The organism is Bradyrhizobium sp. USDA3516 (genome assembly GCF_057651995.1).
Genome location: NZ_JBYGYN010000015.1, coordinates 95,493 through 119,369 on the forward strand (window position 1 = coordinate 95,493; position 23,877 = coordinate 119,369).

The 23,877-nt window shown below is 65.8% G+C and carries 21 protein-coding genes; 9 read left to right on the plus strand and 12 right to left on the minus strand.

Annotation, left to right across the window (positions count from 1 at the left end):
• The first annotated feature begins 2 nt into the window (after positions 1–2).
• From AC24YW_RS34425 to AC24YW_RS34440, 4 genes are read left to right on the plus strand one after another with little or no spacing between them, the layout of a single operon-like run.
• Positions 3–878: a branched-chain amino acid ABC transporter permease gene (locus AC24YW_RS34425; RefSeq protein ID WP_487486869.1), complete on the plus strand. Its 876-nt coding sequence runs from the start codon at positions 3–5 to the stop codon at positions 876–878.
• Positions 875–2,545, plus strand: a complete 1,671-nt coding sequence (locus AC24YW_RS34430; RefSeq protein ID WP_487486870.1) for a branched-chain amino acid ABC transporter ATP-binding protein/permease — start codon at positions 875–877, stop codon at positions 2,543–2,545. The genes AC24YW_RS34425 and AC24YW_RS34430 overlap by 4 nt, the downstream gene beginning before the upstream one ends.
• On the plus strand, positions 2,538–3,269 hold the full coding sequence (locus tag AC24YW_RS34435) for an ABC transporter ATP-binding protein (RefSeq protein WP_487486871.1): 732 nt from the start codon (positions 2,538–2,540) through the stop codon (positions 3,267–3,269). Before AC24YW_RS34430 ends, AC24YW_RS34435 begins: the two co-directional genes overlap by 8 nt.
• 34 nt (positions 3,270–3,303) lie before the next feature.
• Complete coding sequence (locus tag AC24YW_RS34440) at positions 3,304–4,755, plus strand: aldehyde dehydrogenase (protein WP_487486872.1); 1,452 nt, start codon at positions 3,304–3,306, stop codon at positions 4,753–4,755.
• A 48-nt stretch (positions 4,756–4,803) separates the two neighbouring features.
• Here AC24YW_RS34440 and AC24YW_RS34445 read toward each other — a convergent pair whose 3' ends face one another.
• From AC24YW_RS34445 to AC24YW_RS34460, 4 genes are all read right to left on the minus strand, one after another.
• Entirely contained in the window at positions 4,804–7,122 is a 2,319-nt protein-coding gene (locus AC24YW_RS34445; RefSeq protein ID WP_487486873.1) for a TonB-dependent siderophore receptor, read from the minus strand.
• 190 nt (positions 7,123–7,312) lie between these two features.
• Positions 7,313–7,978 (minus strand): methionine ABC transporter permease, encoded by a 666-nt coding sequence (locus AC24YW_RS34450; RefSeq protein ID WP_487486874.1) that lies wholly within the window; start codon positions 7,976–7,978, stop codon positions 7,313–7,315.
• Positions 7,968–9,107, minus strand: coding sequence for a methionine ABC transporter ATP-binding protein (locus tag AC24YW_RS34455; protein WP_487486875.1), 1,140 nt, complete (start codon positions 9,105–9,107; stop codon positions 7,968–7,970). The genes AC24YW_RS34450 and AC24YW_RS34455 overlap by 11 nt, the downstream gene beginning before the upstream one ends.
• A gap of 227 nt (positions 9,108–9,334) precedes the next feature.
• Complete coding sequence (locus AC24YW_RS34460; protein ID WP_487486876.1) at positions 9,335–10,141, minus strand: enoyl-CoA hydratase/isomerase family protein; 807 nt, start codon at positions 10,139–10,141, stop codon at positions 9,335–9,337.
• A gap of 118 nt (positions 10,142–10,259) precedes the next feature.
• Between AC24YW_RS34460 and nthA the strand changes: the two genes are divergently transcribed.
• The 3 genes from nthA to AC24YW_RS34475 are packed head-to-tail and all read left to right on the plus strand — an operon-like array spanning position 10,260 to position 11,925.
• A complete protein-coding gene (gene nthA, locus AC24YW_RS34465; protein WP_487486877.1) occupies positions 10,260–10,892 on the plus strand; it encodes a nitrile hydratase subunit alpha in 633 nt (210 codons plus the stop codon).
• Positions 10,889–11,548 (plus strand): nitrile hydratase subunit beta, encoded by a 660-nt coding sequence (gene nthB, locus AC24YW_RS34470; protein WP_487486878.1) that lies wholly within the window; start codon positions 10,889–10,891, stop codon positions 11,546–11,548. The genes nthA and nthB overlap by 4 nt, the downstream gene beginning before the upstream one ends.
• Entirely contained in the window at positions 11,548–11,925 is a 378-nt protein-coding gene (locus AC24YW_RS34475) for a nitrile hydratase accessory protein (RefSeq protein WP_487486879.1), read from the plus strand. Before nthB ends, AC24YW_RS34475 begins: the two co-directional genes overlap by 1 nt.
• A 168-nt stretch (positions 11,926–12,093) precedes the next feature.
• Here the strand turns inward: AC24YW_RS34475 and queC are convergent, their stop codons facing one another.
• Positions 12,094–12,807: a 7-cyano-7-deazaguanine synthase QueC gene (gene queC / locus AC24YW_RS34480; protein ID WP_487486880.1), complete on the minus strand. Its 714-nt coding sequence runs from the start codon at positions 12,805–12,807 to the stop codon at positions 12,094–12,096.
• A gap of 127 nt (positions 12,808–12,934) precedes the next feature.
• Between queC and mazG the strand changes: the two genes are divergently transcribed.
• On the plus strand, positions 12,935–13,813 hold the full coding sequence (gene mazG, locus AC24YW_RS34485) for a nucleoside triphosphate pyrophosphohydrolase (RefSeq protein ID WP_487486881.1): 879 nt from the start codon (positions 12,935–12,937) through the stop codon (positions 13,811–13,813).
• 123 nt (positions 13,814–13,936) lie between these two features.
• On the opposite strand, the gene hflX is transcribed toward mazG, so the two are convergent.
• The 4 genes from hflX to AC24YW_RS34505 form a co-directional block, all read right to left on the minus strand.
• Positions 13,937–15,319 (minus strand): GTPase HflX, encoded by a 1,383-nt coding sequence (gene hflX / locus AC24YW_RS34490; RefSeq protein WP_487486882.1) that lies wholly within the window; start codon positions 15,317–15,319, stop codon positions 13,937–13,939.
• A gap of 11 nt (positions 15,320–15,330) precedes the next feature.
• Positions 15,331–15,579, minus strand: coding sequence for an RNA chaperone Hfq (gene hfq / locus AC24YW_RS34495; protein ID WP_007591126.1), 249 nt, complete (start codon positions 15,577–15,579; stop codon positions 15,331–15,333).
• Positions 15,580–15,828: 249 nt separating this feature from the next.
• Positions 15,829–17,199, minus strand: a complete 1,371-nt coding sequence (ntrX, locus tag AC24YW_RS34500; RefSeq protein WP_036039494.1) for a nitrogen assimilation response regulator NtrX — start codon at positions 17,197–17,199, stop codon at positions 15,829–15,831.
• A 17-nt stretch (positions 17,200–17,216) separates the two neighbouring features.
• On the minus strand, positions 17,217–19,637 hold the full coding sequence (locus tag AC24YW_RS34505) for a sensor histidine kinase (RefSeq protein WP_487486883.1): 2,421 nt from the start codon (positions 19,635–19,637) through the stop codon (positions 17,217–17,219).
• Positions 19,638–19,837: 200 nt separating this feature from the next.
• On the opposite strand from AC24YW_RS34505, the gene AC24YW_RS34510 reads away from it, so the two are divergent.
• Positions 19,838–19,960: a hypothetical protein gene (locus AC24YW_RS34510; protein WP_487486884.1), complete on the plus strand. Its 123-nt coding sequence runs from the start codon at positions 19,838–19,840 to the stop codon at positions 19,958–19,960.
• 166 nt (positions 19,961–20,126) lie between these two features.
• Here the strand turns inward: AC24YW_RS34510 and ntrC are convergent, their stop codons facing one another.
• The 3 genes from ntrC to dusB are packed head-to-tail and all read right to left on the minus strand — an operon-like array spanning position 20,127 to position 23,752.
• Positions 20,127–21,569 carry a nitrogen regulation protein NR(I) gene (gene ntrC, locus AC24YW_RS34515; protein WP_025036261.1) on the minus strand — a complete coding sequence of 481 codons (1,443 nt, stop codon included), beginning with the start codon at positions 21,567–21,569 and terminating at the stop codon, positions 20,127–20,129.
• A 9-nt stretch (positions 21,570–21,578) separates the two neighbouring features.
• Positions 21,579–22,754: a two-component system sensor histidine kinase NtrB gene (locus AC24YW_RS34520; protein WP_487486885.1), complete on the minus strand. Its 1,176-nt coding sequence runs from the start codon at positions 22,752–22,754 to the stop codon at positions 21,579–21,581.
• Entirely contained in the window at positions 22,751–23,752 is a 1,002-nt protein-coding gene (gene dusB / locus AC24YW_RS34525; RefSeq protein ID WP_487486919.1) for a tRNA dihydrouridine synthase DusB, read from the minus strand. The genes AC24YW_RS34520 and dusB overlap by 4 nt, the downstream gene beginning before the upstream one ends.
• Positions 23,753–23,877: the final 125 nt, after the last annotated feature.

Consider the following 23,877-nt stretch of genomic DNA (forward strand, 5'->3'; position numbering starts at 1 on the left):
TCATGTTGCTTGTCGACATCGTCCTGCCGGGCCTCGTGCTCGGCGGCATGTACGCGCTGATCGCGCTCGGGCTGACGCTGCAATATGGCGTCGCGCGGATCATGAATCTCTCCTATGGAGAGTCGCTGGTCGCGGCCGCCTTCGGCGCGTTCTCGCTCTACAGCGGCATTGGGCTGAGCCCGCTCGCGGCGCTGCTGCTGGCGGTCCCGGTCGCGATGGTGCTGAACTGGCTGCTGTATCGCTTCCTGCTGGAACGGCTGATGCGGCGCGGCAAGGACCGGGGCGCGCAGGAGATCGACAGCATCCTCGTCACCTTCGGCGTGCTGTTCGTGATCCAGGGCGCCATGCTGGTCGCTTTTGGCGGCCAGTACTACAGCTATAGCTATCTCTCCATTCCATTGACGATCATGGGCTCGACGCTTGCCGTCAATCGGCTCGTCGCGCTGCTGTTCGCGGCGCTGGTCGGCGGCGCCGTCTATCTCGCCCTCACCCGCACCCGGATCGGCACGGCGGTACGCGCCATCGCCGTCGATGCCAACGCCGCGCGTCTCGTCGGCGTCGACGTCGCGGCCCTGTCGGGGCTGGCGTTTGCCTTTGGCGGCGGCCTCGTCGCCGTCGGCGGCGTGCTGATCAGCATGTTCCTCACCTTCAATGCCGCGATGGGGGTGGTCTTCACCATGAAGGCGCTGGTCGTCGTCATCATGGGTGGCGTCGGCAACGTCATCGGCGCGCTGGTCGCCGGACTGCTGCTTGGTGTCGTCGAGACCGCGGTGGCGCGGCTGGTCGATCCCGGCCTGACGCTGGCTGCGACCTACGCGCTGTTTCTCGGCGTGCTCGTGATCAGGCCGACCGGCCTGTTCGGCAGGGCCGCGTCATGACGGGGCCTGTCCGGATCTTGCTGTGGTGCGCCGTTCTCGCCCTCGCCGCCTGCCTCGTCACCTATCCGCTCTATGCCAACGGCTATTATCTCGCGCTCGGCATCAGCGTGCTCTACTTCACGATCCTTGCGACCGCGTGGGCGATGTTCTCGGGCCCGACGCGCTACATCTCGCTCGCCACGGTTGCGTTCTTCGGGCTCGGCGCTTACACGGCTGCGGTGCTCGGCGAGACCATGCCCTGGCCGGTCGTGCTGCTGGCCGCAGCCGGCGTGGGCGCATTCACCGCCGCAATCACTGGCCTCTCCACGCTGCGGCTGTCCGGCATCTATTTCGTGATCTTCTCCTTCGGCCTGGCCGAGCTGATCCGGCAGCTCGTGATCTGGTACGAGGTCAACATCCACAAATCGGTCGGCCGCTATCTTTTCAGCGGGGTGACGCAGGACGTTCTCTACTGGCAGCTCCTGGGCTTGACCGCGATCGTCTTCCTGGTGGGCTGGATGCTCGGGCGCTCACGCTACGGGCTGGCCCTGCGTGCCATCGGCGCCGACGAGACCGCGGCGAGCCATTCCGGCATCGATGCCACGCGGGTCAAGCTCGGCGTCTTCATTCTGAGCGCGACCTTCATGGCGGTGACCGGCGCGATCATGGCGCCGCGCTGGACCTATATCGATCCGGCCATTGCGTTCAATCCGACCATCTCGTTCCAGGTCGTGATCATGGCCTTGCTGGGCGGCGCGGGCTCGCTGTTCGGGCCCGTGCTGGGCGTCATTCCCCTGGTCCTGCTGTTTGAAGTCCTGACCGCGACCCTGCCCAACCATTTCAGCATCGTGCTCGGCGTCATCTTCGTGTTCATCGTGATGGTGTTGCCGAACGGCGTGATCGGCCTGTTCGGGCCAAGCCGCTGGCGCGTTCCGGCCGGCGGTCCCGCAGCCGCGCCCGCCCGCGAGAGCGAAGCACCGCTGCTCGCGGTCGACGGCGTCAGCAAATCGTTCAGCGGATTGCGCGCCGTCGACGGTGTCAGCTTCACAGTCACGCCGGGCGAAATCATCGGCATCATCGGCCCGAACGGATCCGGCAAGACGACGTTGCTGAATACCCTGTCCGGGGCGCTGCGGCCTTCCTCGGGCACGATCCGGCTGGGCGGTATCGTCCTCAATGGCCTGCGCGCACACCAGATCGCGCGCCTCGGCCTTGCGCGCACGTTCCAGCTGGTGCGCGTGATGCCGGATCTGACGGTGGCTGAAAATGTTGCGGCGGCGCGGCTGTTCTCGACGTCCAACGGCTCGGGCGCAACGGCAAGCGAGCTGCTGGACCTCGTCGGGCTCGGCAAGCTGCAGGAAGCGCCCGCGAGCGAACTGACCTATATCGACCAGAAGCGGCTCGAGCTCGCCCGCGCGCTGGCGCTGCAGCCGCGCCTTGTGCTGCTCGACGAATGGCTGGCGGGCCTCAATCCGAGCGAGCTCGAGACCGGCATCGCGTTGATCGCGAAATTGCGCGACCGCGGCCTCACCATCATCATGGTCGAGCATGTGATGGATGCGATCCGAGCGCTGTGCAGCCATTGCATCGTCATGAACGCGGGCAGCGTGATCGCGCGCGGCGCTCCGGAGGCCGTGTTGTCCGATCCGAAAGTCGTAGCAGCCTATCTCGGAGGCGACGATGCTTGAGGTCGCCGCCCTCTCCCACTTCTATGGCAAGCACCAGGCCCTCGCCGACATCGCACTCGGTGTCGAGCAAGGTGAAATCGTCGCGATCCTCGGTGCCAACGGCGCCGGCAAGTCCACCTTGCTCAAGAGCATCGCCGGGCTGGTCAAGCCCGCGCCGGGCGCAACGATCCGGTTCGAGGGAGATCACATTGGCGAGCTACCCGCCCATCTGATCGTTGAGCGTGGCATCGCGCTGGTGCCCGAAGGCCGCGGCGTGTTCGGCGATCTGACGGTTGCCGAGAATCTGCAGCTCGGCGCCTACCCCGCCCGCGCCCGCGCAGGCGAGGCGGACCGGCTCGCGAGGATCCTGCGACTGTTCCCGCGCCTTGCCGAGCGTATGGCCCAGGCCGTTCGCACCATGAGCGGCGGCGAGCAGCAGATGGTGGCGATCGGGCGGGCGCTGATGTCGAACCCGCTGCTGCTCCTGCTCGATGAGCCTTCGCTCGGCCTGTCGCCCCTGCTCAGCCGCGAAGTTTTCCGTGCACTGGCCGAGATCCGCAGCAGCGGCCTCAGCGTGTTGCTGGTCGAGCAGAATGCGCGGGCGAGCCTCGACATCGCCGACCGTGTCTACCTGATCGAGTCCGGCCGCAACGCCGGCAGCGGACCGGCCAGTGCGATGAAGAACGATCCGGAGGTCCAGCGCGCCTATCTCGGCAAGGCGCGCGCGGCCCCGTCCCCACCATAATCACTCAACCCGCCCGCAACCTTTGGAGTGCTTCATGAACGCGATCGACCTTCTCATCGGTGGCAAGGACCAGTCGGCCAGCAATCAGCGCACCTTCCAGCGCAACAACCCGATCTCCGGCGACGTCGCGACCATCGTGGCGGCGGCCTCGATTGACGACGCGATGCGGGCCGCAGACGCTGCGGCCGCCGCCTTTCCGGCCTGGTCACAGCTCGGTCCGTCCGAGCGCCGCAAGCGGCTCAATGCGGCCGCCGACATCCTCGCGCGCCGGGCAGCGGAGTTCACCGCGCTGATGGTCGCCGAAACCGGCGCCACCGCGGGCTGGGCCGGGTTCAACGTGCACCTGGCCGAAGGCATGCTGCGCGAAGCCGCGGCCATGACGACGCAGATATCCGGCGAGGTCATTCCGACCGACAAGCCCGACAACCTCGCCATGGCGTTTCGCCAGCCGGTCGGCGTGGTGCTCGGCATCGCGCCGTGGAACGCCCCCGTGATCCTCGGCGTGCGCTCGGTGGCGATGCCGCTCGCCTGCGGCAACACCGTGGTGCTCAAGGCGTCCGAGATGAGCCCCGGCGTGCATCGGCTGATCGGAAGCTGCCTGGCGGAGGCCGGCCTCGGTGACGGCGTCGTCAATGTCGTGACCAATGCGCCCGAGGATGCGCAGGCGGTGGTCGAGGCGCTGATCGCCCACCCTGCGATCCGCCGCGTCAACTTCACCGGCTCGACCCGCGTCGGGCGCCTCATCGCACTGGCATGCGCAAAGCACTTGAAGCGCGCGCTGCTGGAGCTTGGCGGCAAGGCCCCGCTCGTGATCCTCGACGATGCCGATCTCGACGCCGCCGTGAATGCGGCAGCGTTCGGTGCCTTCATGAACCAGGGTCAGATCTGCATGTCGACCGAGCGGATCGTGGTCGACGACAAGGTGGCGGACGCCTTCATCGCCAAGTTCGCCGCCAAGGCCAGGAGCCTTCCCTTCGGCGATCCCCGCAAGGGCAATGTGGTGCTCGGCTCGCTGGTCAGCGACGCCGCCTGCGAGCGCGTCCGGGGCCTGATCGACGATGCCGTCGCCAAGGGTGCCGTACTCGCTGCCGGCGGTCACGGCAGCGGCACCATCATGCCCGCCACCATCGTCGATCATGTCACGCCGGCGATGCGGATCTATGGCGAGGAGAGCTTTGGTCCGGTCGTGACCGTAGTGCGCGTCAGCGGAACCGACGAGGCCGTGCGCGTGGCCAACGACACCGAATACGGCCTCTCCTCCGCCGTGTTCGGCCGCGACATCGCCCGTGCGCTCGGCGTTGCCAGGCGGATCGAGGCGGGCATCTGCCACGTCAACGCTCCGACCGTGCATGACGAACCTCAGATGCCGTTCGGCGGCACCAAGGCGTCAGGCTACGGCCGCTTCGGCGGCAAGGCCGCAATCGACGAGTTCACCGAGTTGCGCTGGATCACCGTGCAGACCGGGCCTCGGCACTATCCGTTCTGACCGTTGGACGAACAGGTCCTCCAAGGCCGGACCGCCCACGCGTTGTGCTCACCAACGGTAGGTCAGCCTGGCGATGGCTTTCCGCCCTTCCGCGTAGAAGCAGCCCGACAGGCTGTAGCATGCGGCGACGTAGCGGGTGTCGGTGAGGTTGGTGACGTTCAGTGCGAGGCGCCAATTGTCCCTGTTGTAGGCGAGCAGCGCGTCGAGAACGGTCGAGGCGCCCACCTTGAAGGTGTTGGCGTCATCGCCCCAGGTCGCGCCGACATGGCGGATGCCGCCGCCGAACTGAAGGCCCGCGAGCGGCCCGTTCTGGAGCGTATAGTCGCTCCACAGCGAAGCACGGTTGAGCGGCACCGTCGTTGGCGCCTTGCCGACATTCACCGGATCCTGCGTCACCATGGCATCGACATAGGCATAGGCTGCGCGCAGGTTCCAGCCGTCGGCGAGCGACATCGTGCCTTCGAGCTCGATGCCGCGCGACTTCACCTGCCCGATCTGTTCGTAGAAGTTGGCTGCCGGCACGTACACGGCGACGTTGTCGCGCGTCAGGTCGAATGCGGCGACGGTGAACAGCGCGTTCCAGCCGATCGGCTGGTACTTGACGCCGACCTCGTACTGGACGCCAGTCTCGGGATTGAGCATCTGTCCGCCAAAGCCGGTCGCGAGCAGCGGCAGGAACGATTCCGAGTAGCTAAAATAGGGCGCGATGCCGTTGTCGAAATTGTACATGATCGCGGCGCGGCCGGTGAAGGCCGAAGCGTCCTTCGCGACCGTGGTGTTGGCGATGCCGTTGTCGATCTGCGTCGTCACGAAATCCTGACGGCCGCCGAGCTGAAACGAGAGCCGGCCGAGCTTGATCTGATCCTGCGCATAGACGCCGACCTGCGACTGCTTCACGCCGGTCTTGTCGCTCGGCAGGCCGTCCACAGCATAGTCGTAGCTATAGACCGGGTTGAAGACATTGATCGTCGGTGACGAGGTCGTCACGCCATAGGCGGTGTCGCGGAAGGACGTGTTGCGGTAGTCCACGCCGACCAGCGTGGTGTGGCTGAAAATGCCGGTGTTGAACTTGCCCTGGAGCTGATTATCCACCGCGAAGGAGTTGATGTAGGAATTGCTGTAGCTGCCGTAGCGCGCGAGCTGCCCTGCGGCTTCGTCGGTATAGCCGCCGCCATAAAACACCTTTTCCTCGTTGTGCTGATAGGCGTAGCGCAGGTTCTGGCGGAACGTGAGGTAGTCGGTAAAATCGTGCGAGAGCTGGTAGCCGGCGGTCGCGATCTCCGTATTGAACGCATCGAAGCTCGGCACGCCTGCGAAGAACGAGACCGGAATGGTACGGCCGTTGTTCGGCCACACCGTGCCCGAGGCCGGCAGGAACTGCAGGCCCCACCCTGCCCGGTCCTTCTGGTAGTTGGCGAGCAGGGTGATCGTGGTGTCCTCGTTCGGCTTGAAGGTGACGGCGGGCGCGATGAAGATGCGATTGTCCTTGCTGAAGTCGACCTGGGTCTCGCCGTCGCGCACGACGCCGGTCAGGCGCCACAGCACGGTGCCTTCCTTGTTGGCGGCGCCGCCCATGTCGAACTGGCCCTGATAGCGGTTGAAGCTGCCACCGGAGATCGAGACCTCGCCGAACTGCTGCGCGGTCGGCAGCTTGGTCACGTAGTTGAGAACGCCGCCGGTGCCGCTGCCGCCGTACATGGCGGAGGACGGACCCTTGAGCACCTCGATGCGCTCGGCTCCATAGGGCTCGAGGCCATTGAAGTGCACGTAGTTGCTGGAGGGAATCCGCAAGCCGTCGACGTAGAGGCCCGGCATGGTCATGTCGAAGCCGCGGATCTGGAGGCCGCCAAAGCGGGTGTCCGAGCCGCCATTGACGTCGCCGCTGACGCCGGCGGTGTAGCGCAGGGCCTCGCCGATCGAGACCGCACCCTGATTTCTGATCTGATCGGTGGTGATGACCGACACCGACTGCGGCGTTTCGATCAAGGGCGTATCGGTCTTGGTGGCGGTGCCGCTGCGTGTCGCGACGAAACCGCGGACCGGACCATTGGCGCGTTCGCCCGTTGCACCGTTCGATGCTGCCGACTGGGTTGGTGCAGCCTGCTGCGCCGGGCCGCGACGATTGGCGCGTGCGGTTCGCGCCGTCGCAGCCCGTCGTGCCGATGCAACTGCCGCCGGACGAGCGCGCTGCGCCGGCGCTTCGACGGTGACGGAAGGAATTTGCGTCTGCGCTTCCACCGCAGCGAAGGGAACGACGAGAGCGAATGTGCTGACCGCCCCGAGAAAAAGCACCTGAATCGGTCGATGACGCGTATCGCCACGCGAAGAAAATTGAAAGTCGCTCACGTCGTTCGAGGCCCCACGCACTTCCGGCTTCGCCGGTACCGTTCTTGATGCCTCGCCCTAACTCAGGCGGGTTTCGAGCGCGAGAGGAACCGGGTTAGAATCTCTCCAGACGTGTGCGCAGCATGTGCGGCGAATGCGCTCAGGCGTGCTTCGCAGTTTGGAATGTTTCCAGGCAGAAAACAGAATCAGCCTGTCTGCATCGGGAAACGATTCAGCGATGCCGCAGCCGGCGATTGACCCGGCGCGCCAGGAATTCGCCGGCGCTCTGGACGATCTGCACCAGCGCGATCAGCACGATCACGACGGCCAGCATCATCTCCGGCATGAAGCGCTGATAGCCGTAGCGGATGCCGAGATCGCCAAGGCCCCCGCCGCCGACCGCGCCGACCATGGCGGAATAGCCGAGCAGGCTGACCACGGCGAGCGTCAGCGCCAGCAGCAGACCCGGCAGCGCCTCCGGGATCAGGACCTTGAGTACGATCTGGAGCGGCGAGGCGCCGAACGAGGATGCGGTTTCGATCAGGCCGCCGTCGACCTCGCGGATCGCGGCCTCAACGAGGCGCGCGATGAACGGCGTCGAGGCGATCGTCAGCGGCACGATCGCGGCGGTCGAGCCGATCGAGGTGCCGGCAACGAGGCGCGTGAACGGGATGATGGCGACGACGAGGATGATGAAGGGCGTCGAGCGCGTCGCATTGACGACGATGCCGAGTACGCGATTGACGATGGGCGCCGCGAACAGCTCGCCCTTGCGGCTGGTGGCCAGGAACACGCCGAGCGGCAGGCCGAAGGCGGTGCCGAGCAGCGCCGCAATGCCGACCATGTACAGGCTTTCGAAGGTAGCCTGGATGATCAGGTTGATGAGTTCAGGCGACATAGCCGAGACGCTCCGCCGGGAATTGATATTGAGAGAGCCAGGCGAGTGTCCGCGCCACTGCGTTCTCACCGCCGGGAATGCCAAGCGTCAGCGAGCCGACGTGCTGGCCGCCGATCTCGTCGATGCGCGCTGACAGCAGCGACACGTCGAGCCCGAGCTCACGCGCGAGCCGCGCCACCACCGTGTCGCCGGCCCCTGCCCCGCGCACCTGGACCCGGATCACCGCCTGCCCGCCGGCGGGCCGCTCCGAAACGATCCGGCTCGCCAGCGACACCGGCAGGCTGTCGCCGATCACCTCGGCCAGGAAGGACTGCGTGATCGGATGTCTGGGATGCGTGAAGATGTCGGCGACGTGGCCACTCTCGACCACGCGGCCGGCGTCCAGCACCACCACGTCCTTGGCGAGCTGCCGCACCACGGACATCTCGTGAGTGATCAACACGATGGTAACGCCGAGCTCGCGGTTGATATTCGCGAGCAGATCGAGGATCGCGCGCGTGGTCTGCGGATCGAGTGCCGAGGTCGCCTCGTCCGACAACAGCACGCTCGGCCGCGTCGCCAGCGCGCGGGCGATGCCGACGCGCTGCTTCTGGCCGCCGGACAGTTCGGAAGGATAACGGTCGTGCTTGTCGGCGATGCCGACCAGTGCGAGCAGCTCATTGACGCGGGCCTTGATGTCGGCCCTGGTCCAGCCGGCGATCTCCAGCGGCAGCGCGATGTTGTCGGCCGCGGTGCGCGAGGACAGCAGGTTGAAGTGCTGGAAGATCATGCCGATCGAGCGCTGCGCCAGCCGCAGCTCGCGGCCGGCGAGCGCCGAGATATCGCGGCCGTCCACGATCACGCGGCCCGTGGTCGGCTTCTCCAGCCCGTTGATGAGCCGGACCAGGCTTGACTTGCCGGCGCCGGAGCGGCCGATCACGCCGGTGATGGAGCCGCGCGGAATGGCGAAGTCGATGTCTTGCAGCGCGTTGACGCCGAGCTTGCCGCGATAGGCCGGGTAGGTCTTCGAGATGCCGGCAAAACGAACCATCGCGTCCGACGCGGCCGACGCGGGTGAAATCGCTTCAAGCGTTTCGATGGGTCGCCCGATTGCTAGCGATTGGTGGGCATTCATGGCGGCGGCCTTCATGCAACGAGAACTCGGTCACCCAGATGCCAAGAGCACATGGGAACCGGTCGCGTCTGCGACGGGGGTGGAAATGGCGACGAGGGCTCCATTGAGCGCGCTGCACCGCAGCACGCACCTTCGCTCTTTCTCGTCTTCCTTGCAATCTCGGATATTTGGGAGGAATTGGACGAAATTTTCCCAATGGCCTCCTGACGAAGAAGATTATCCGCCGAGTATTGGCGCCTCCATCACCTGCCCCGGAACCGCGGCTTGCGGCGCGTCAGAAACGCCTCCACGCCCTCCTTGTGGTCCTCGCTGAGGCTGGCGAGCGCGAACTGATCGACATCCATGTGGCTTGCAAGATCGTCCAGCGCATGCGCGAGCCGGTTGACGGTCAGCTTGGTCATGGCGACGGACAGCGGCGGTTGCGCGGCGACCTTGCGGGCAAGCTCCATGGCGGCATCGAACGCATGGCCGGGATTCGCCACCTGCTCGACGAGCCCCCATTCATAGGCCTCGTCCGCGCTGATGCGCTGGTCGGCCAGGATCACCGCCTGCTTGGTGCGGGCCGGCCCGATCAGATGCAGCATGCGCGGGATGCTCTGCCAGCTCATGTTCATGCCGAGCCCGATCTCGGGCACACGCAAATGGGCATCGCGGCCCATGACGCGGAAGTCGAGCGCGACGGCCAGCGCGACGCCGCCGCCGATGCAAAAGCCTTCGATCGCCGCGATCGTGATCTGCTCCATGTCCTGCCAGGCTTGGGTGAGGCGCGGCCCGAGCCGGAGATGCCGCCGCAGCGCGCCGAGATCCATCTCCTTGCGCGAGCGGCCCTCGGCATCCTTGAGGTCGAAGCCGGCGCTGAAGGCGCCCGAGCTGCCGGTCAGCACAACGACCGAGGTCGCTGCATCGTCCTCGAAGCTGCGCGCGGCCGCCGTGAGTTGGCGCAGCGCCTCCGGCGAGAGCGCGTTGATGCCGTCGCCGCGGTCGAAGCGCACGACCGCGATCCGCCCCTCCGGCCCGAGACCCTTCTCGATCTTCACGTAGTCGGTCACCATCATCTCCATGTTGTTTGCGGGATGCTAGCGTACAAATGCCCTCACGCATACGTGCCAGGACTGCGCTGCAACGAGCCCTCGACAGCCCCTAGCCATTGCGCCTATCTTCCGCGGCATGAGCCAAGATCACGACCATCATCACCACGATCACGATCATTCCGAGCTGTCCGAGACCGAGCTGCGCGTGCGCGCGCTCGAGACGATCCTGACCGAAAAAGGCTATGTCGAGCCGGCCGCGCTCGATGCGATCATCCAGGCCTATGAGACCAAGATCGGCCCGCACAATGGCGCACGCGTGGTAGCAAAGGCGTGGACCGATCCGGCCTTCAAGAAAGCACTGCTGGAAGATGGCTCCAAGGCGATCGGCACCCTCGGCCATGTCAGCCGCGTCGGCGATCATCTCGTCGTGGTCGAGAATACGCCCGAGCGGCACAACATGGTCGTGTGCACGCTGTGCTCCTGCTACCCCTGGGAAATGCTCGGGCTGCCGCCGGTCTGGTACAAAGCCGCGCCCTACCGCTCCCGCGCGGTGAAGGACCCGCGCGGCGTGCTCGCCGATTTCGGAGTGGCGTTGCCCAAGGACACGGAGATCCGGGTGTGGGATTCCACCGCCGAGACGCGCTTCCTGGTGCTGCCGATGCGCCCCGCCGGCACGGAAGGCTGGAGCGAGGAGCAGCTCGCCGAGCTCGTGACGCGCGACTCCATGATCGGCACCGGTTTCGCCAGGACACCGGGAGCACCGTCGTGAACGGCGTGCACGACATGGGCGGCATGGACGGATTCGGCAAGGTCGAGCCCGAGCCGAACGAGCCGATGTTTCACGAGGAATGGGAATCGCGCGTGCTGGCCATGGTGCGCGCGATGGGCGCGGCCGGCGCCTTCAACATCGACACCTCGCGCTTCTATCGCGAGACCTTGCCGCCGCACGTGTACCTGTCGAGCTCCTATTACAAGAAGTGGTTTCTCGGGCTCGAGGAGATGCTGATCGACAAGGGCTATCTCACCCGCGAGGAGGTCGCTGCCGGCCATGCGATGCAGCCTGCGAAGCCGCTCAAGCACGGCAAGTTCGATCTCGCGAACGTCGAACGCATCATGGTGCGCGGCAAGTTCGGCCGCCCTGCCCCGGCTCCGGCCAAATTCAACATCGGCGATCGCGTCCGCGCCCAGAACATCCATCCTGCCACGCACACGCGGCTGCCGCGCTATGTGCGCGGCCATGTCGGCGTCGTCGAGCTGAACCATGGCTGCCACGTGTTTCCTGACACGGCGGCGATGGAGCGCGGCGAGAACCCGCAATGGCTCTATACCGTGGTGTTCGAGGGCCGCGATCTCTGGGGCGAGGACGGCGATCCCACGCTGAAGGTCTCGATCGACGCGTTCGAGCCCTATCTGGAGCCGGCGTGATGGACAGCGCGCTTGCGGCCGCCGCGACGGCGGCGATCCCGAGCATTCCGCGCGACGATGACGGCCCGGTGTTCCGCGCGCCCTGGGAGGCCCATGCCTTCGCGATGGCTTTGAGCCTGCACGAGCGCGGCGTATTCACCTGGCCGGAATGGGCCGCAGCACTCGCCGACGAGATCAAGCGTGCCCAGGCCGCGGGCGATCCGGATACGGGCGAGACGTACTATCTGCACTGGCTTGCCACGCTGGAGGGCCTCGTCGCCCGCAAGGGCGTCGCGTCGATGGAGACGCTGCACCGTTATCGGAATGCGTGGGACCACGCGGCGGAACGCACGCCGCACGGCAAGCCGATCGAGCTTAGGGACGAGGATTTTCAGTAGGTCACTCACGTGTCCCGGACAAGCTGCAACGCGTAAGCGTTGCGGCGCAGAGCCGGGACCCAGACGGCGGCACGGTGCATTGCGAAAACATAGGCCCCGGCTCTGCAGCGCATCGCTGAAGAAGCGCTGCGCTGCGTCCAGGGCACGAGAGAGTAGCGCGGCGAAGCCTCAACGTCCCGCCACGAACTCCCGCCAACCCCTCGCCCGCAAACTGCAGGCCGGGCACTCGCCGCAACCATGACCCCATTCGTGCAGCGCGCCGCGTTCGCCGAGATAGCAGGTGTGCGACTGCTCGCGGATCAGGTCGACCAAGCCATCGCCGCCGAGTTCATGCGCCAGCTTCCAGGTCGCGGCCTTGTCGATCCACATCAACGGCGTGTGCAGCTCGAACTTTCTGGCCATGCCGAGCGAGAGCGCGGACTGCATGGCGCGGATGGTCTCGTCGCGGCAATCGGGATAGCCGGAATAGTCGGTCTCGCACATGCCGCCGACGATATGGCCGATGCCGCGCCGGTAGGCCAGCGCGGCGGCGAAGGTCAGGAATACGAGGTTGCGGCCCGGCACGAATGTGTTGGGCAGGCCGTCCGCGCCCATCGCGATCGCGACGTCGCGCGTCAGCGCCGTCTCGGACACCGCCGCGAGCGTCGGGATCGACAGCGTGTGGCTCTCGCCGAGCCGTGCGGCCCAATCCGCGCGCAGGCCCTTGATGCCGTCGAGCAGGCGGTCGCGGCAGGCAAGCTCGATGGCATGGCGCTGGCCGTACTCGAACCCCAGCGTCTCCACGCGGGCGAAGCGGCTTAGCGCCCAGGCGAGGCAGGTGGTGGAATCCTGGCCGCCGGAGAACAGCACCAAAGCGGTTTCGGAGGAAAATGTGTCGCTCATGAGCCGCGCTTTAGCACTGTGCACTTCACCCGCCAATCGGTGGAAATCGGCCTGTTCCGCCGCCTTGCGCTGGGATCGGGGGCCCGCTTTTGGCATAAGGCTCTGGACCCCAGGAGACTGCCCGGCAATGACCCCTTCCCGCGATATTTCCCGCCTGATCGAGATCATGGCGGCGCTGCGCACGCCCGTGACCGGCTGCCCCTGGGACCTCGAGCAGGATTTTTCGACGATCGCGCCCTACACGATCGAGGAAGCCTATGAGGTGGTCGACGCCATCAGCCGCGGCGATCTCGACGATCTCCGCGAGGAGCTCGGCGATCTCCTGCTCCAGGTGGTGTACCACGCCCAGATGGCGTCGGAGCAGAACGCGTTCGATTTTGGTGACGTGGTCGAGGCCATCACCCGCAAGATGATCCGGCGTCATCCCCACGTCTTCGCCGACAAGGACGGCAATCTCGCCCCGCACCACGTCAAGGAGGTCTGGGACCGCATCAAGGCTGAGGAGAAGGCCGAACGTGCCGCGCGCCGGCCGCCGGAGGAAGCGCCGACGCACAAGTCGCTGCTCTCGGGCGTGAAGGCCGGCCAGCCTGCTTTGACTCGCGCGATGGAGCTGCAGCGCAAAGCCTCCAGCGTCGGCTTCGACTGGAACGACCCACGCGCGGTGCTGCACAAGATCCGCGAGGAGGTCGACGAGATCGAGGCGGCGTTGGACCGCAACGACAAGCAGGAGATTGCGGAAGAGACCGGCGACCTGATGTTCGCCCTCGTCAACCTCGCCCGCCATGTCGATGCCGATCCGGAGGCTGCGCTCCGCGCGACCAACGCCAAATTTGAGCGGCGCTTCGCCTATATCGAACGCGCGCTGGAGGCGCAGGGCGGCACGCTGGAGCAGGCCTCGCTGGCGGAGATGGATGCGCTGTGGAATGTGGCGAAGGATGATGAGCAATCGGCGCAGCAACGGCGAGCCGCTAATTCTGCTGTCGTCCTGGCAAAGGACGATTCGTAGGGTGGGCAAAGGCGCGCACTTCGCGCGCCGTGCCCACGCCTTTCAACAACGGGCAAATGGTGGGCACGGCGCTCACGCGCCTTTGCCCACCCTACGAAGTGCGTTTGTCTGGGACGCCAGCTGTTACACTGAAAGGCGCGGCACGGCGTCGAACCTCGACACCACGATGTCCCGCTTGGTTTCGTCCACCCGCACGGTCATGTCGAAGCGGCCGTCGTGCAGCTCCTTCGACAGCACCTCGGCATTGCGGTGCAGCCAGCTGATTCCGGCGCCGTCGGCGGCGTCGATGGAGAGATCGAGCGTGGTCCGTTTCGCCGCGAGCCGCTGCTCGATCGCGGCGAGCAGAGCATCGACGCCCTCGCCCGACACGGCTGAGACCAGCATCGCCGGATGATCTTCGGGCCTGCGCGCGGCGATGTTGAGCAGCTCTTCGCGTTGCTCGGGGTCGAAACGGTCAATCTTGTTCCAGACCTCGATGATACGGCCGGAATCGTCGGGATTGATGCCGAGCTGGCGCAGCACCGCGTCGACGTCGCTCTGCTGCGCCTCGGCGTCCTCATGCGAGATGTCGCGGACATGCAGGATGACGTCGGCCTCCAGCACCTCCTCCAGCGTGGCACGGAACGCAGCGACGAGCTGCGTCGGAAGGTTGGAGATGAAGCCGACGGTGTCCGAGAGCATCGCCTTGCCGCCATGCGGCAGGTTGAGCGCCCGCAAGGTGGGATCGAGCGTCGCAAACAGCATGTCGGCCGCCTGCACGTCGGCGCGGGTCAGGCGATTGAACAGCGTCGACTTGCCGGCATTGGTGTAGCCGACCAGCGCGACGACACGATACGGCACGCGTTGACGGCCGGCGCGATGCAGGCGCCGCGTCGCCTGGACCTTTTTCAGCTCGCTCTCGAGCTTGGTGATGCGCTCCTGAATCAGGCGGCGGTCGGCCTCGATCTGCGTCTCGCCCGGACCACCCATGAAGCCGAAACCGCCGCGCTGCCGTTCGAGATGGGTCCACGACCGCACCAGGCGCGAGCGCTGGTAGTTGAGATGCGCGAGCTCGACCTGGAGCGAGCCCTCCCTGGTCTTGGCGCGGCGGCCGAAGATTTCCAGGATGAGGCCGGTGCGGTCGAGCACTTTGGCGTGCAGCTCCTTCTCGAGATTGCGCTGCTGGATCGGCGCCAGCGCGCAATCCATCACCACGAGCTCGACGTCGAGGCTCTTGGCCAGCGCGGCGATCTCCTCGACCTTGCCCTTGCCGATATAGGTCGCGGGCCGGATCTGGCTGACCGGGGCGACGATGGCATCGGCAATGACGAGATCGATCGCACGCGCGAGACCGACGGCTTCATCGAGCCGGGCCTCGGTATCGCGCAAGGCATGAGTCTCCGATTGCGCGTCGGCGCTGCCCGCACGCGCGCGCAAGTAGGGGCCGATGACAAGCACCCGCCCCGTCTGCGTCGCCCCTGCCGACCTCGGACGGTCGGCATCCCCGTCGAAATTCCGGGGTTCCAATCAGGTCACTCTCAAGCCGGCTGGTCCTCGCCGCCTTCGAACAACTGAATCGGAGCGCCCGGCATGATGGTCGAGATCGCGTGCTTGTAGACCAGTTGCGAATGACCGTCGCGCCGAAGCAGCAAACAGAAATTGTCGAACCAGGTCACGATGCCCTGGAGCTTCACTCCGTTGACCAGAAAGATCGTCAGTGGCGTCTTGGTTTTGCGAACGTGATTAAGGAAGGTGTCCTGTAGGTTTTGTGCGCGGTCTGCCGCCATTGTTTTTTTCTCGCTTTGAGTTTCTTTTTATTGCGCCGGATGCGGCCCTCTTTGTGGAGTTCGGGGCCTCCTCCGGTTGCCGTCCTTCATGAGATCCCCCTCGGAAGGAACAGCGGTTCGATTAGAGGACAGGTCGGGATATTAGGCAAGCCGCTTCAAGCGGCAGGCCCGGCCCTATTGCCCCGAAAAAATACGGAAATCGATGATTTTCTTTGTCTATTCCCGAGATGTCGCCGCAGCGTCGCAGCATCAGCCGACGCCGAGCGCTTTCAATTTCCGGTGCAAGGCCGAACGTTCCATGCCAACGAACTCGGCCGTTCGAGAAATATTTCCTGAGAAACGGCTGATCTGTGCAATCAAATAGTCGCGCTCGAACACCTCGCGCGCTTCGCGCAGCGGCAGGCCCATGATGTGCTCGCCATTGTTGCTGGTCGGCATCGCCGGCACCATCGAGCCGACATCCTGCGGCAGCATGTCGGCGGTGATGATGACCTCCGGCCCGCCGGCGGCCAGAATCATGACCCTTTCGACGTTGTTGCGGAGCTGGCGCACATTGCCGGGCCAGACATGCGATTGCAGCACCGCCATCGCGTCCTGACCGATCTGGCGCTTGGGCAGGCCGCTGCCGGCCGAGATCTGCTCCATGAAATAGTCGATCAGTTCCGGAATGTCCTCGCGCCGCTCCGACAGTGCGGGCACGCGGATCGGCACCACCGAGAGCCGGTGGTAGAGATCCTCGCGGAAACGGCCGGCCGCGATCTCCTCTTCGAGATTGCGTGCGGTCGATGAGATGATGCGCACGTCGACCTGCACCTTGGCGGTGCCGCCGACGCGCTGGAACGACTGCTCCACCAGCACGCGCAGGATCTTGTTCTGGGTCTCGCGCGGCATATCCGCGATCTCGTCGATGAACAGCGTGCCGCCATGCGCCTCTTCGAGTGCGCCGGGCTTGCGCGGCTGCTCGCCATTGGACTGCTCGACGCCGAACAGCTCATGCTCCATCCGCTCGGGCGTGATCGCGGCGGCGTTGATGACGACGAACGGACCGTCGGCGCGGCCCGAGGCGGTGTGCAGCGTGCGCGCGGTCAGCTCCTTGCCGGCGCCGGCGGGACCGACGATCAGGATGCGGCTGTTGGCTTTGGCCGCCCGCTCGATGGTCTGGCGCAGCTGGTTCATGCTGGGCGAGCGGCCCACGAGCTGGCTGGCGCTCGGGGCGAGCTGCTTCAGCTCCTTGACCTCGCGCTTGAGCCGCGAGTTCTCCAGCGCTCTGGTCGCGACCAGGATGAGGCGGTCGGCCTTGAACGGCTTCTCGATGAAGTCGTAGGCGCCGCGCTTGATCGCGGCGACCGCGGTCTCGATGTTGCCGTGGCCGGAGATCATCACGACGGGCAGATCGGCATTGTCCTTCTTGACCTGCTCCAGGAGCTGCAGGCCGTCGAGCTTGGAGCCTTGCAGCCAGATGTCGAGAAACACCAGATGCGGCCTGCGATTGGCAATCTCGGCGAGCGCCGTGTCGCTGTCGCGTGCGGTCCTCGTGACGAACCCCTCGTCTTCGAGAATGCCCGCAACGAGATCGCGAATATCGGCCTCATCGTCGACAATCAGAATTTCACTTGCCATGGATCGCGCCTGTCTTGTCAGCTGCCTGTTGAGGCTTCGATTTTGGTTGAATCATTGGTCTTTTCAGCCGGCTCTTTGGTTCCGGCGACGGGCTCTTTTGTTTCCCGGTTCGCGAAGGATTCCGTCGCCGTTTGCGTGATGTCGGCCTTGGAGGTCGTCCCGGTCGCGTCGTTGACAGCCGGCACTTGCTCCGTTGTCGCGGACTTCGCCGGTTGCCCCGACACGGCAAAGCGCATGCGCATCCAGGCGCCGCGCTGTCCTGGACGGAAGTCGGAGGCATCCTTCAGCTCGATCCGCCCGCCATGGTCTTCCAGCACGCGGCCGACGATGGCAAGCCCCAGCCCGGTGCCCTTGGCGCGCGTGGTGACGTAAGGCTCGAGCAGACGCGAGCGCGCCACCTTGGGCAGGCCGATACCGTTGTCGATGACGTCGATCAGCACGTCGTCGCCCTCGCGCGACACCACGACGTCGATTCGGCCCTTGCCACCGTCCTTGCCGAGCTCCTCGGGCGGGACCTGCTCGATCGCCTCGGTGGCGTTCTTGACGATGTTGGTGACCGCCTGCGAGATCAGCCGCCGGTCGAACTGGGCGCGCAGCGGATCCTGCTTGAACTCGGCCTCGATGTCGATTTCGGGATGGGCGACCTTCATCAGGAACACGGCCTGGCGCACCGTGTCGGCGACGTCCTCGCCCTCCATCACGGGCTTCGGCATCCGCGCAAAGCGCGAGAACTCGTCGACCATGCGCCTGATGTCGTCGACCTGGCGGACGATGGTGTCGGTGCACTGGTCGAAGATCTGCTTGTCCTTGTCCTCGGTGATGGTCTTGCCGAACTTGCGGCGGATGCGCTCGGCCGAGAGCTGGATCGGCGTCAGCGGGTTCTTGATCTCGTGGGCGATGCGGCGCGCCACGTCGCCCCAGGCCGAGGTGCGCTGGGCCGAGACCAGCTCGGTGATGTCGTCGAGCGTGATGATGTAGCTGTCGTGCGGCTGGTTCTTCTCGGCGCTGACGCGGACCGACAGGTTGCGCTCGGTGCCGTCGCGGGTGATCGTGATCTGGCCCTGCACGAGGCGCTGGGTCCCTTCCCGCGCCGTCTTCATCATCTCGTCGAGCTCGGGCAGCACGTCGGAGAGCGGATGGCCGAGGGTCTCGGCTTCGGAGTGCCCGATCAGCTTCTCGGCGGAGCGATTGAGGATGCCGACGCTGCCGGACGCGTCTACGCCGATGATGCCGGCACTCGCCGATGACAGCACCGCCTCGATGAAGCGGCGGCGGCTGTCGATCAGATCGCTGGCGTTGACCAGCTCGTCGCGCTGGCTGCGCAATTCCTGCGTCATCTTGTTGAAGGTCTCGCCCAGCTGGGCGAGATCGCCCTCCGACTGATGCACGGGCACCTGGACGTGCAGGTCGCCGGTCGAAACCGTCTGGGCCGCGTTCATCAGCCGCCGGATCGGCGAGACCAGCGAGTTGGCGAAGTTGAGGCCGATCAGCACCGAAGCCATGAGGATGGTCAGCGCGATCACCGCGAACATCAGCGCGAAGGCGACCTGGAGGCCGAGCCGCCGGGACTCCATCTGGGCGTATTCGGCGACGCTGACTTCGGTCTGCTTCAGCTGATTGACGACGTTCGGATCGAGCGGCCTGGCGACATAGAGGAAGGTGTCGTTGAAGGCGCGCAGGCGGATCACCGCGGCGACGAAGCTCGCATCGGGAAGGACCGCGATCTCGGGTTCGTTCTCGTTGACGTTGCTGAGAAAATCCGGCGCGGGTGGCGAATAAGCCAGCCGCATGCCGGTGTCGGCCGACTCCAGGATGTTGGTGTTCTTGTCGATGATCATCGCGCCCGGCAGATTGCGCGAGCTGGCGCTGGCGGTGAGCATCTCGCGGAACGAGCGGCGGTCCTGGTCGTAGAGCGGCCGGGCATGGGCGATGTCGTTGGCCATGCCGAGAATGTCGCCGCGGATCAGCTGCGCATGGTCCTGCATATAGGCCCGCGCGATCGTCAGCGAGTTCTGGATCACCTCCTTGGTCGGCCCGGAGAACAGCCGGTCGAGGCCGCGTTCGATGGTGACGTTGGCGACAACGGCGACCAGCACCGCCGGCAGCACCGCCACGATCGAGAACAGGCTGACGATCTGGACGTGGAGACGCGCCGCCGCCCTACCGCGCCGCCGCGCCAGGATCAGCTGCCAGAGTTCCCGGATGATGATCCCGACCAGCAGCAGGATCGTGGCGGCATTGATCAGATAGAATGTTCGGACCACCCCGGGCGTCGGCTCGATCGTGCTCAGACCCGTCAGGACCAGGAAGGTCAGGAAGGCCGACAGCAGCGCCAGCGCGACGGCAAAGGGTGCCAGCCAGCGTCGCACCGACCAGCGCCGGGGCTCTTCCGTTGGGGCCGTATCAAAGTGTGCGGCCGAGGTATCTGCGCTGGTCATTCCGGCAATGGCGGTGCTGAAAACGGGTCCGCGGGCAGGCGGATACTGATGTATTCGTACCACATTGTTGCCGAATTGCGACAATTCCGCGGCGTCACCCCCGCCGCGCACCCGCGCAATCCACAGGCACATGTCCCCGAGGCGGAACGGATTCCCACCGCCGCGGCTTGATCAGCATGGATAGGATCTGTCTCGCAACGATGGTTTCGGCCGTTCTGCTGCTGATCGTGGCCGCCGACCTCCTGGTCAACGGCCTCGGCCTTCAGCAGCCGCCCCTGAATGTCGCGAGCGTGGTGCCGGCTTCCGGTGGACTGGTCAGATAGACGATCGCCGCGTTGCAGCCGGGATGATCAATTTGAATGTGCGGGCGGAACATTCCAGTCCCGTCAGGACTTCTGCTCACCGCGTCAGCCACAACGGCCAGCGCGATCCGGACAGGCTCAGCTCTGCCTTGGTAGGGGGAGCTGAGCCACCGGTCGCTTCGAAAGATTAGCCCCCGCTCCGATACACCTGGATGTCGAGATCCCGGATCTTCTTCCGCAGCGTGTTGCGGTTGAGGCCGAGCAGATCCGCGGCGCGGATCTGATTGCCGCGGGTGGCGGCGAGCGCCGCCGTGAGCAGCGGCACCTCGATCTCCTTGAGAATGCGGTGATAGAGGCCGGGCGGCGGGACGCCGTTCGGAAAGCCCTGGAAGTGCGAGGACAGATACGCTTCCACGGCGCCGCCGAGATTGTCGACGCCCTGCTGGACCGCGGCGCCCGGGCTGACCGAGGGCGGCGCGAGCTCGCCGTCGATGACCGAGGCCGTGATCACGTCCTGCGGATAGAGCGCGGCGAGACGCCGCGCGAGGTTCTCCAGCTCGCGCACGTTGCCGGGCCAGCGGTGCTGCTTCAGCCGCTCCAGCGCCAGCGTGTCGAGCTTCTTCGGCGGCAATCCGTCCTTCTCGGCCAGCGTGAAGAAGTGCCGCACGAGATCCGGCAGGTCCTCGATGCGCTCGCGCAAGGGCGGCAGCCGTAACGGAACGACGTTGAGGCGGAAGAACAGGTCTTCGCGGAACAGACCCTGCTGGATCAGCACGCGCAGGTCCTTGTTGGACGCCGCGACGATGCGCACGTCGGTCTTGATCGGGGTGCGGCCGCCGACGGTGGTGTATTCGCCCTGCTGCAACACGCGCAACAGGCGGGTCTGCGCCTCCATCGGCATGTCGCCGATCTCGTCCAGGAACAGCGTGCCGCCTTCAGCCTGCTCGAAGCGGCCGGAGGCGCGGGTGTTGGCGCCGGTGAAGGCGCCGCGCTCATGGCCGAACAATTCGGATTCGATGAGATCGCGCGGGATCGCGGCCATGTTGACCGCGACGAACGGGCCGTTGCGGCGCTTGCCGTAATCGTGCAACGCGCGCGCCACCAGCTCCTTGCCGGTTCCGGACTCGCCCGTGATCATCACGGTGAGGTCGGTCTGCATCAGGCGCGCCAGCACGCGGTAGATTTCCTGCATCGCCGGCGAGCGGCCGACCAGCGGGATCGCCTCCATCTCGGCGTCCTCGTCCGGCGTCGAGGTCCGCTCCTTCGGCTCGGCGAGCGCGCGGCCGACGATGGCGATCAGCTCCTTCAGGTCGAACGGCTTCGGCAGATATTCGTAAGCCCCGCGCTCGGAGGCGCGGATCGCGGTCATGAAGGTGTTCTGCGCGCTCATGACGATGACGGGCAGGTTCGGCCGCATCTTCTTGATCCGCGGCAACAGGTCGAAGGCGTTTTCATCCGGCATCACGACGTCGGTGATGACCAGATCGCCCTCGCCCTGGCTGACCCAGCGCCACAGCGTTGCGGCATTGCCGGTCAGCCGCACTTCGTAACCGGCGCGGGACAGTGCCTGGTTGAGAACGGTGCGGATGGCGGTATCGTCATCGGCTACGAGAATGCTACCTGCGGGCATCGTGGATCCTCATTTTGCCCCCTGTGACGCAGGCGACGACTTCCCGGCAGAGCCGTCGCGACTGCTTTGATCGGCATGTTTGACCGATGTGGAATACATCGGCATCAGCACACGGAAGGTGGTTTTGCGCGGCTGAGATTCGCATTCGATGATGCCCCCGTGATCGCCGATGATCTTGGCGACCAGCGCCAGGCCGAGACCCGAGCCGGTCTGCTTGGTGGTCACGAAGGGGTCGAACAGGTTGGGCAAGAGATCGTCGGGCACGCCGGGTCCGTTGTCCTTCACGCAGAATTCGAGCGGAAGGGATACCCGGGATTTTTGACCGGGGACTGACAGGCGCACACCGGGACGGAACGCGGTGGTGAGCTGGATTTCGGCGTCGGGCACGTCAATCAGCGCTTCGGCGGCGTTCTTCACGAGATTGAGGAACACCTGGATCAGTTGATCCTGGTTCGCCAGCACCGGCGGCAGCGAGGGATCGTAGTCCTCGACGAAGCGGATGTTGCGGGCAAAGCCCGACTGCGCCAGCCGCTTCACGTGATCGAGCACCGAATGGATGTTGACCGGGCCGCGCACCACGGGGCGCTCGTCGCCGAACACCTCCATGCGGTCGACCAGCGTCACGATACGGTCGGCCTCGTCGCAGATCAGCCGCGTCAGCATGCGGTCCTCGGACGAGGCCTGCTGCTCGAGCAGCTGCGCTGCGCCGCGAATGCCCGAAAGCGGATTCTTGATTTCGTGGGCGAGCATTGCTGCTAGCGCTATCACCGAGCGCGCTGCGCTGCGATGGGTAAGCTGCCGATCCATCTTGTCGGCGATGGTGCGCTCCTGCAGCATCACGACGATATGGCCGGGCCGCTCGGTGAGCGGCGCCACATGCAGGTCGACCTGGCGGTCACCGCCCATGCGCGGCGTGCCGAGATCGACCTTGTATTCGTTGACCGGCGAGTTCGAGGAACGCACCTGGTCGATCAGCGCGAGCAACGGGCTCCCGAACGGCACCAGCTCCTTCAACGACTGCCGCTTCAGGAATTGCGTCGAGATCTCGAAGAAGGCTTCGGTGGCGATGTTGGCGGCGACGATCTTGCCGTCCGGCCCGATCATGAGCACGGGATTGGGAAGCGCGTCCAGGATCGCATCGCTGTCGGACAGAAGCGGCCGACGATGTTCAGCGGCTGAGCTCATGCAGCAGCGCTCCATGCGAAGTCGTCGAAGGCGTCTTGCAGAGAATGGTGAACGAGGCGCGGATCCTCCGAGACGAGGATCTTTTGCCGCCAGGATTTCAGCTTCTCGGCCGGCGCGCGGCTCGCCTGCGCTGCGACGTCGAGCGCCCAGCCCAGATGCTTGCGGGCATGCCTCAGCCCGATGCGCAAACCATAGAGTTCACAAACGCCGTCATAGAGCGTGCGCACATAATGCAGCTGCGTCTCGAGCGAGGGCACGGCTTCCTCGGCCCCGCCCTTCAGACGGCGGCCGATCTGACCCGGCAGCCAAGGCTGTCCCTGCGCGCCGCGGCCGATCATCACGGCGTCGGCGCCCGAGGCGTCCAATGCCGCCAGCGCCTTCTCGTAGGAGGTGATGTCGCCGTTGACGACGAGCGGAATGGAGATGGCCTCGCGCACGGCGCGGATCGCATCCCAATCGGCCTCGCCCTTGTAGAACTGGCAGCGGGTGCGGCCGTGCACGGTGACGAGTTTAACCCCGGCGGCCTCCGCGCGCCGCGCCAGCTCGGGCGCGTTGCGGCTGCGGTCGTCCCAGCCGAGGCGCATCTTCAGCGTCACCGGGACCTTCACCGCCGCGATCGTCGCTTCGATCAGGCTGACGGCATGGTCGAGGTCGCGCATCAAGGCCGAGCCGGACTGGCCGCCGGTGACGTGGCGGGCGGGACAGCCCATGTTGATGTCGATGACATCGGCGCCTTCCGCTTCGGCGATCCGGGCGCCTTCCGCCATCCAGTGCGTCTCGCAGCCGGCGAGTTGGACCACGTGCGGGCCGATGCCGGTGGCTTCGCAGCGCAACCGGGACATCCGGTGGCCATTGGCGAGCTCATCGCTCGCGGTCATTTCGGACACGACGAGACCAGCGCCAAGCTCGGCGGCCAGCCGGCGGACGGGCGAGTCAGTCACACCCGACATCGGCGCCAGGAAGACCGGGGTGGCGACTTCAATATCGCCTATTTTCAACGGCTTAGAGCCTGATACTGCCGAGCCGGTCACGGGGGTCTCGTTGACTGGGCAGGGCCTCATCGCGCCTGCCATGATCTATCTTGCGCACAATTCTTGTGCAGTCAAGCGTCATGCCTACAGTT